We start from the raw sequence: 8,658 nt of genomic DNA on the forward strand, positions 1-8,658 counted from the left end.
GGGTGGGTGGCGTACGGGGGGTCCGTCACGTCTGTCAGGAGGAGGGTTGCTCCCTGCGTGAACGTTTCCTGGGCTGCTTCCAGCTCGTCGTGCGACTCCAGCGACTCCGCCACGATCACCCAGGGGGCCGGGTCGCGGGGGGATGCGGCGCGTACGCCGTCGATGATCGCTCTCGCTTCCGCCTCGTGACCGTACTCCCACAGGTTGGCCGCCTTGAGGGCCCGTACGAGATGGGGGTTCTCCAGGGAGGACGAGGAGAGCAGGCGGTCGTAGAGGGTCGTGGCCTGGGGGCGGGCGTCGGCCAGTTCGAGGTGGGCCGCGGCCTGCAGCAGCAGGTGCTCCGCGTCCTCGGGGTAGAGGCCGGCGGTCCGCTCCAGGCGTGCTGCTTCGGCGTTGTGGTCGACGTGTTCGGCAGACGTGTCGGGGCGCATGGGGGACACCGTACTGCCGTTCCCCACCGGAGAGTCCCGGAGAGAGGGAGGCTCACGGTCGACCACCTGGTACGCGGCTGGTACGTGGACGGTCGCGCACAGGCCTGGTGACTTACGAGGACAGCCCCTATCGTGCCGCCCGCGGTGGCAAGGCAAGGAGGCGCCGACGAGCACGACGGGCACAGGGCAGGAGGCGTACGCATGCGGGTTCCCGTCACCAGTCGGCGGAGCCTGCGGCGGCGTGCCCTCTGCGCGCGGGTCCTATGGAGCGGTGCCGAGCTCCTCGTCACCGTCGGTGTCGTCCTCATGCTCCTCGTCGTCCATCAGCTGTGGTGGACCAATCGGCAGGCCCGGGAGGGCGCCGAGAGGAAGGTGCAGGCCCTGGAGAGGGAGTGGGGGGCAGAAGGAAAGGGAGAAGGAACGGGGGAAGGGGAGGAGCGCAGGCCTTCTGTGGGCGGCAGTGATCCTCCTGCGGTGGGCGGTGGCTCCAGCGGCTCCTCTCGTTCCGCCGAGCAACGACCCGCCACCCCCGCCACCACCACCGGCCGGCAACCCCGTTGGGATCAGGCCTACGCCATCCTCACCATCCCCCGCCTCGGGCTCCGCGTCCCCGTCGCGGAAGGGATCAGCAAGCCGAACGTCCTCAACAAGGGGTACGTCGGTCACTACTCCGACACCGCCCAGCCGGGGCAGGCCGGTAACTTCGCGCTCGCCGGGCATCGGAACACCCACGGCGAACCCTTCCGGTACATCAACCGGCTCCGGAAGGGGGATCAGCTCGAGGTCGAGACGCGGTCGGCCACGTACGCGTACGTCGTCGACAGGACGTTGCCGCGGACCCTGCCCCGGGATGGCGGAGTGATCCGACCGGTTCCTCGCAGCAGCGTCCACCGGCAGTACGGATACACCGACCCCGGGTACTACCTCACCCTCACCACCTGCACGCCCGAGTACTCCTCGAAGTACCGCCTGGTGGTGTGGGGGAAGCTCGCCTCCATGCGGCCGCGGTAGGTGATCCCGAGTGATCCCCGGTTGATCCCGGAGAGCGCGGCAGCCGGGGCGATCAGTCGAAGTGGCGGACGAAGACGTCGGACTTGGCGTTGGTGTCGCCGGGCACGATGTCGTCGGCCGTGGACTGGAAGACCACGTCGCGCCCACCGGCGCTGACCGCGTCGGCCCTGGCCGAGGCGGGCTGGTTCGAGACGGTCTCGTCGGTGCCCGTCAGCAGGTCGCGCAGCGTGAGCGACGGTCCGTTCGTGTCGTGCGGGGCGTACAGCAGATAGCGGCCGGTGGGATCGATGGCCACGCCTCGCACGTTCGGCACCAGTTGGGTGGTGCCCGAGCCCATGTCGTAGACGTAGGTGTCGGAGCCCGCGAAATAGACGACCTTGCTGCCGTCGTCGCTGAGCTGGACGAGTGTCGACCACTGGGGCGGGCTGTCGAGCGGGCCGATGGTGGTGCCGCTGGTCCGGTCCCTCACGAAGACGTCCTCCCTCCTGCCGTCCTCGTAGGCGACATAGCGGCCGTCGCCGCTGATGGACGGCCGCGATGGGAGGTTGTGGTCGAGGGCGACGATGACCTCCTTGGTGTTGGCGTACCAGTTCTCGACCTCGACGCGCGAGCTGAGCTTGCTGATGGTGACGTGATGGGCAACGGAGTGGCCGTCCGTGCTCATCGACGGCTGGCTGCAGCTGTACCAGCAGTTGGTGGAGATCTCCCGTCCCGTACTCACCTGAGGGAGGCGGATCCGCGTGTTCCTCATCCACTGGATCGGATAGGCGACGTATTCCCCGTCACCGCTGATCACCGGGGGCTGGATCGGGGACTGGGCCCCGAGCCGCCTGGTCTGACTCGTCTGCTGGTCGCGGAGGAATACCCTGTCGTCTCCCGTCAGGGGGTCGGACGTGAGGTTCTTCGCCGACGACGAGAAGACGATGCTGCGGCCGTCGGGCGTGATCGAGGCGCCGGTGGAGTCGCCGTCGCCCTGGGTGCCGTCGGTCGCGACACTGATCCTCTCGACACCGGTTAAGACGTCGCCCGCGACGCCCGCGACGCCTGCGGGCTCGGCCGAGGCGGCTCCGGGCAGCACTGCCGTGACCGCGCAGACGGCGACCGCCGTGCTCAGTGCGGCCCGCACACGTCTAGTGGTGCTCCAGCTCGTATTTCCGCTCATTTTCCCCCCAGAAAAGACACGATTTCTCCTCCAGATCGCCACTGGAGGATCAAAAGTATGCAACCGTGATCGCGCTGTGGGGTCAATGCGTCACATGGCGTATTGCGAGGCGCGGTTTCGGTGGTGTGGGGTAGAGCGAAGACTCGAGAGCATGTGCCCGGGCATCCTGTATAACGGCAGGGAGTCATGCACCGGGAAAGGGGGACAGCCGATGACGCGGACCTGGGCGCAGTTGAAGCCCGCCGCCGTGCTGCTCGTCCTTCTCCTTCAGGTGGTGCTCCTCGACAGCGGCAGCCTCTCCGGTGCCGTCGCCGTCACATTCGCGGCTACCGCCGCGGCAGGGTCCGCGCTCGCCGCCTGTTCCCTCATCGCCTCGCGGCTCGCACCCGCCGTGCCCCGTACGCGAGTCCGTACGGCCATCCGCGACCGTGAGCACCGCACGGCGTTTCTGCCGCAACGCGATCCCGACGCCTCCGGGCGTACGCGTCCCCGGGCACCCGGCCGTCTCCTCCTGACGGCCGCGTAGGGGAACCCAGCACCCAGCAGCACATCACCCCTCGTGGGTCGTCACGCCGACGTACATCTCCACTCATGTACATCTCCCGGCACGACGAGACCCCCGGAGGGCTCACCCATGTCCACGCTCATGTCCGTTTTCGCCAGTCTGGTCGACGGGCTCGCCGATCTGCTGGAGCCGTTGTTCCAGGCGTCTGCGGCGCCAGCGGCGATCGTTCTGTTCACCGCGTTCGTACGTCTCCTCGTGCATCCCCTGTCGCGGGCCGCGGCACGGGGCCAGCGGGAACGCGCGAAGCTGCAGCCGCAGATCGCCGAGCTGCGGAAGAAGCACAAGAAGAACCCCGAGAAGCTCCAGAAGGCCGTCCTGGAGCTGCACGCCAAGGAGAAGGTGTCGCCGCTGTCCGGGTGTCTGCCAAGTCTGTTCCAGCTGCCCGCGTTCTTCCTGCTCTACCACCTGTTCTCGAACTCGACGATCGGCGGCGAGGCGAACGCGCTGCTCGCGCACAAGCTGTTCGCCGCGCCGCTCGGCGGGCGGTGGATGGACGCGCTGGGGGACGGCGGGGCGTTCGGGACGCAGGGGCTCGTCTATCTCGGGCTGTTCGCTCTCGTCGCCACCGTCGCCACCTTCAACTACCGGCGTACGAAGCGGCAGATGGCTGTCACGCCGGTCGTGTCCGCCGTATCCGCTCAGAGCGGCGAGCAGGGCGAGCAGCAGGTGCCGGGGATGGGGGCGGTCCTCAAGTTCATGCCTCTGATGTCCTTCATGACGCTCTTCACCGTCGCCGTCGTGCCGCTTGCCGCCGCGTTGTACGTGGTGACCAGTACGACGTGGAGTGCGGTCGAGCGGGCCGTGCTGTACCGGGACATGCCGGGGGCCTCGTCCTTGGCGGCTACCGTCGGGTAAAGGTCCAGGTTGTGAACCGGGTATTGCGGAGTGGACGTACAGCTTGGAGGATCAACCAGTCCTCCGATGGCTGCACCGATGGCCGCACGCCTCGAAGGGCTGCCCGCGATCGAGGGAGATGGGGATCATGAAGCTGCTGCGAGTCGGTACGGCTGGGGCGGAGCGGCCCGCGCTGCTCGACGCCGAAGGGGTCCTACGGGATCTGTCGGGGCTCGTGCCGGACATCGACGGGGCGCTGCTCGCCGACGACGCGGCGCTCGGCCGGATCCGGACGGCGGCCGCGGTGGGGGAGCTGCCCGCGCTGGACGCGGCGGGGCTGCGGATCGGGCCGCCGCTCGCGCGGATCGGCAAGGTCGTCTGCATCGGCCTCAACTACCACGACCACGCCGCCGAGACCGGCGCCGAGGCGCCCGCCGAGCCGGTCATCTTCTTCAAGGCGGCGGACACCGTCGTCGGGCCGCACGACACCGTGCTCGTGCCGCGCGGCTCGGAGAAGACCGACTGGGAGGTCGAGCTGGCGGTCGTCATCGGGCGTACGGCCCGGTATCTCGGCTCGCACGAGGAGGCGCTCGCGCATGTCGCCGGGTACGCGGTGGCGCACGACGTCTCCGAGCGCGCCTTCCAGATCGAGCGCGGCGGGACCTGGGACAAGGGCAAGAACTGCGAGACGTTCAACCCGCTGGGGCCGTGGCTGGTGACCTCGGACGAGGTTCCCGATCCGCAGGCGCTCGGGCTGAAGCTGTGGGTCAACGGCGAGCTGAAGCAGGACGGCAACACGTCCGACCAGATCTTCCCCGTTGCCGAAGTGGTGCGTTACGTAAGCCAGTTCATGACGCTGTACCCCGGCGACGTCATCAATACGGGTACGCCGGCGGGGGTTGCCATGGGGCATCCGGAGCCGAAGCCGTTCCTTCGGGCGGGGGATGTGGTGGAGCTGGAGATTGAGGGGTTGGGGAGGCAGCGCCAGCAACTCAAAGATGCGTGAGCGCTCCGCTGGGGTTCGCCGGGGAAGTGCCGGGGGGCTTCGGGTGGTTTGTTGGCTGCGGGTGCGTTGTGGCTTGTCGCGCAGTTCCCCGCGCCCCTGAAGGGCGCCCCCTGAAGGGCGCCCCCTGAAGGGCGCCCCCTGAAGGGGCGCCCCCTGACAGGTGCACCCGAAGATGCGCGGCGTTACGCCAGCAAGTCGGCCAAGTGGCGCCATTCCTCGCGCGGCAGTGCGTCTCGGGGCTGGTCGGTGACCACCTGGAGGGCGACGTGGTTTGCCCCCGCCGTGTGGAAGGCGTCGATCCTTGTGCGGATCTGGGTGTCGTCGCCCCAGGCGTAGACCGCGTCGATCAGGCGGTCGCTGCCGCCGTTCGCGAAGTCGGCCTCGGTGAAGCCGAGGCGCAGGAAGCTGTTGGTGTAGTTCGGCAGGCCCAGGTACATGGCGAGGTAGTCGCGGGCGATCGAGCGGGCGCGGTCCGGGTCCGTTTCCAGGACGACCTTCAGCTCCGGTGCCAGCAGCGGAGCTTCGCCCATGGCCTCGCGGGCCTGTGCGGTGTGCTCGGGGGTGACCAGGTACGGGTGCGAGCCGGCGGCGCGGTCTCGCGACAGCTTCAGCATCTTCGGGCCGAGTGCCGCCAGGACCCGGCGCTCGGCCGGCAGGCCCGCGGCGTCCAGGGCGTCCAGATAGCCGACCATGGACGCGTACGGGCGGCGGTACTGGTCCGTGACCTTGGGGTGGCTCACTCCGAGGCCGAGCAGGAAGCGGCCGGGGTGGGCCGACTCCAGTTCGGCGAAGCCCGCGGCGGTGTCGGCCGCCTCGTAGTCCCAGATGCTCAGGATGCCGGTCGCCACGGTGAGCCGTGAGGTCGCCCCGATGAGCGGCGCGGCATGCCGTACGCCGCTGTTGCCGCCCAACCAGACGGCGCCGAAGCCGAGTTCCTCCAGTTCGGCCGCGGCTTCGTCGAGCTCGCCACGCCTCCCCGGATCATCCGAGCGCAGGCCCGCATTCCAGATGCCGTACCGTCCGACGGCCTCCTTCAGGGTGCTGACGCTCTCCACGGTCGTGACGTCGTTCATCGGTTCCGATCCCTCCGGACTCGGCACTGTGGTGTGCCGGTTGATACGGCAGATACACCGGTGCCAACGGGAGGGTGTCCGCGGATAATTCCGCCAACCCCGCCAAGCGGATTCCGCCTCCGCCGCGTAGGCGCGACCAGCGCCCCGCCAGGGGCGCGGGGAACTGCGCGACCAGCCACAACCGGTCCGCAGCTCACGAACAACCGGCAGTTTCCCGGCTCAACCCAGCGGAGCGAACCGCTCCAACGCCTCCACCACCAGCGCATGGTCCTCCAGTTGCGGCAGTCCGGACACCACCACCGTGCCGATCACACCCGCACCCTTGACCGTGATCGGGAAGGCTCCGCCGTGGGCCGCGTACAGGTCCGGGTCGAGGCGGGAGGAGTCCTCGAACGTCGTGCCCTTGGCGCGGAAGCGGGAGCCGACGAGGAGGGAGGAGGCGGCGTAGCGCTCGACGACACGGCGTTTGCGGTCGATCCAGGCGTCGTTGTCGGGGGTGGAGCCGGGGAGGGCGGCGTGGAAGAGCTGCTGGCCGGAGCGGGTGATGTCGATCGCTACCGGGGCGTCGCGCTCCCGGGCCAGGTCGACGAGGAGCGTGCCGAGGGCCCACGCGTCGTCGTAGGTGAAGTGGGGGAGCACCAAACGGCGTTCCTGGTCCTCGAGTTCGGCGATGCTCGGTGCGGTGGGGGTGGTCACAGCGTCACCGCCACGCCCTCGCGGGCCGAGCGGCCCGCGGCTTCGAGTACGTCGAGGGCGGCGGCCGCCTCCAGGGCGGTGACCGGGTTCTCGCCGACGCCCTGGAGGGCGGCGGCGACGGCGGCGTAGTACGCGGGGTACGCGCCCGGCAGGGTCGGGACGGGGCGGCCGCCGCCGGTCAGCGGGGACTCGCCGGAGCCGAGGCGGCCCCACAGGTTCTCGGGTTCGACTCCCCAGTCCTTGCCGGGTGTTGGGCGCTCGCCCTCGCGGAGGGCTGCCTCCTGCGGATCGAGGCCGTACTTCACGTAGCCGGCCGCTGAGCCCAACACGCGGAAGCGGGGGCCGAGTTGGGCGGTGGTGGCGGAGGCGTAGAGGTGGGAGCGGACGCCGTTCTGGTGCGTGAGCGCGATGAACGTGTCGTCGTCCGCCTCGGCACCGGGGCGGCGTGTGTCCGACTCCGCGTACACCGATGCGGCCGGGCCGAAGAGGACCAGGGCCTGGTCGACGACATGGCTGCCGAGGTCGTACAGCAGACCTCCGATCTCTGACGGGTCGCCGGACTCGCGCCAGCCGCCCTTGAGTTGGGGGCGCCAGCGTTCGAAGCGGGACTCGAAGCGGTAGACGTCGCCGAGTTCGCCGTCGGCGAGGAGCTTGGCGAGGGTCAGGAAGTCGTGGTCCCAGCGACGGTTCTGGAAGACGGAGAGGAGCAGTCCGCGTTCGTCGGCCAGCGAGGCCAGCTCACGTGCCTGCGCCGCCGTGCCCGCGATCGGCTTGTCGACCACGACCGGGAGGCCCGCCTTGAGGGCGGCGGTGGCGAGCGGGACGTGCGTCTTGTTCGGGGACGCGATGACGATCAGGTCCAACTCGTCGGCGCGGGCCCAGAGTTCGTCGGGGGTGGGAGCGAGGCGGACGTCCGGGAACTCGGCGGCGGCCTGCTGCTGCCGCTCCGGGTTCGCGGTGACGACCGTGTCGAGGGTGAGGCCCTCGGTGGCGGCGATCAGCGGGGCGTGGAAGACGGAGCCCGCGAGGCCGTAGCCGACGAGGCCCACGCGGAAAGGGGTGCCGGGGGGTGTGCCAGTCATGTTCTCCACCTGCTCCATCGTGCCCGGTGTCTCCACCGTGCTCGTGTGCTCCACCATGCCGCCCACTTAAGCAACGCTGTTGCCAAAGGGCAAGCCAGGAGGACAATGGTGTATGTGAACAGGACCAATGCCGGTGGCGGGGCGAATCTGCTCTCGCTGCGCAGCCACAACGCGGCGGTGGTGCTCGACCTGCTGCGAAGCGCCGGCCGCGCGGGCATCAGCCGGCTCGAACTCGCCGAACGTACGGGTCTGACCCCCCAGGCCGTCAGCAAGATCACCGCACGCTTGCGGGAGGACGGGCTGGTGGCGGAGGCGGGGCGGCAGGTCTCCACTGGGGGCAAACCGCGGACCGTGCTGCAGCTCGTGCCGGAGTCCGGGCACGCGGTGGGACTGCATCTCGACCGGGACGAGCTGCTGGCGGTGCTGGCCGATCTCACGGGGGCGGTCGTGGGGGAGCGGCGCGCTCCGCTGGATCTCGGAGCGGGGGCGGACGCGGTGGTGGAGTCGGCCGCGCGGGAGGTCGAGGGATTGGTCGGAGGGATGGACGGTGAGTTGGGTGCCGTTCTCGGGGCCGGGGTCGCCATGCCCGGGCCGCTCGATCATACCCACGGTGTGCTGCACCGGGTGACCGGGTTTCCCGAGTGGGACGGCTTTCCGCTGCGGAACGCGTTGGCGCGGCGGCTGGGGATGCCGGTCGTGCTGGACAAGGACACGAATGCCGCCGCGCTCGGGCTCGCGGTGGAGGGGGAGGCCGGGGCCTTCGCGTATCTGCATCTCGGTACGGGGCTGGGGGCCGGG

The 8,658-nt window shown here is 69.8% G+C and carries 9 protein-coding genes and 1 pseudogene; 5 read left to right on the forward strand and 5 right to left on the reverse strand.

The genetic code is table 11. The features are described 5' to 3' along the window. Positions 1-431, reverse strand: a pseudogene (locus G5C60_RS47820) (hypothetical protein); the annotation flags it as partial. Positions 432-632: 201 nt separating this feature from the next. Between G5C60_RS47820 and G5C60_RS47825 the strand changes: the two are divergent. Next, on the forward strand, positions 633-1,442 hold the full coding sequence (locus G5C60_RS47825; protein ID WP_165270088.1) for a class E sortase: 810 nt from the start codon (positions 633-635) through the stop codon (positions 1,440-1,442). A gap of 52 nt (positions 1,443-1,494) precedes the next feature. Here G5C60_RS47825 and G5C60_RS47830 read toward each other — a convergent pair whose 3' ends face one another. Next, positions 1,495-2,568, reverse strand: coding sequence for a hypothetical protein (locus tag G5C60_RS47830; protein WP_338146137.1), 1,074 nt, complete (start codon positions 2,566-2,568; stop codon positions 1,495-1,497). A gap of 247 nt (positions 2,569-2,815) precedes the next feature. On the opposite strand from G5C60_RS47830, the gene G5C60_RS47835 reads away from it, so the two are divergent. The 3 genes from G5C60_RS47835 to G5C60_RS47845 all read left to right on the forward strand — a co-directional run bounded on the left by G5C60_RS47835 (position 2,816) and on the right by G5C60_RS47845 (position 5,009). Next, complete coding sequence (locus G5C60_RS47835) at positions 2,816-3,130, forward strand: DUF6412 domain-containing protein (RefSeq protein ID WP_165270092.1); 315 nt, start codon at positions 2,816-2,818, stop codon at positions 3,128-3,130. A 108-nt stretch (positions 3,131-3,238) separates the two neighbouring features. Continuing rightward, positions 3,239-4,024 (forward strand): YidC/Oxa1 family membrane protein insertase, encoded by a 786-nt coding sequence (locus G5C60_RS47840; protein ID WP_165270094.1) that lies wholly within the window; start codon positions 3,239-3,241, stop codon positions 4,022-4,024. 127 nt (positions 4,025-4,151) lie between these two features. Then, positions 4,152-5,009: a fumarylacetoacetate hydrolase family protein gene (locus G5C60_RS47845; RefSeq protein WP_165270096.1), complete on the forward strand. Its 858-nt coding sequence runs from the start codon at positions 4,152-4,154 to the stop codon at positions 5,007-5,009. A 182-nt stretch (positions 5,010-5,191) separates the two neighbouring features. Here G5C60_RS47845 and G5C60_RS47850 read toward each other — a convergent pair whose 3' ends face one another. From G5C60_RS47850 to G5C60_RS47860, 3 genes are all read right to left on the reverse strand, one after another. After that, positions 5,192-6,082: an LLM class F420-dependent oxidoreductase gene (locus G5C60_RS47850; RefSeq protein WP_165270098.1), complete on the reverse strand. Its 891-nt coding sequence runs from the start codon at positions 6,080-6,082 to the stop codon at positions 5,192-5,194. Between the two features lie 219 nt (positions 6,083-6,301). Then, positions 6,302-6,778 (reverse strand): heme-degrading domain-containing protein, encoded by a 477-nt coding sequence (locus tag G5C60_RS47855; RefSeq protein WP_165270100.1) that lies wholly within the window; start codon positions 6,776-6,778, stop codon positions 6,302-6,304. Further along, complete coding sequence (locus tag G5C60_RS47860; protein WP_165270104.1) at positions 6,775-7,860, reverse strand: Gfo/Idh/MocA family protein; 1,086 nt, start codon at positions 7,858-7,860, stop codon at positions 6,775-6,777. The genes G5C60_RS47855 and G5C60_RS47860 overlap by 4 nt, the downstream gene beginning before the upstream one ends. A 105-nt stretch (positions 7,861-7,965) precedes the next feature. On the opposite strand from G5C60_RS47860, the gene G5C60_RS47865 reads away from it, so the two are divergent. Next, positions 7,966-8,658, forward strand: a 693-nt coding sequence (locus tag G5C60_RS47865) for an ROK family transcriptional regulator (RefSeq protein ID WP_165270102.1), incomplete at its 3' end; no start/stop codon positions are given.

Origin of the sequence: Streptomyces scabichelini (assembly GCF_011045015.1) — a bacterium.
In the GTDB taxonomy this organism is placed as follows: domain Bacteria; phylum Actinomycetota; class Actinomycetes; order Streptomycetales; family Streptomycetaceae; genus Streptomyces; species Streptomyces scabichelini.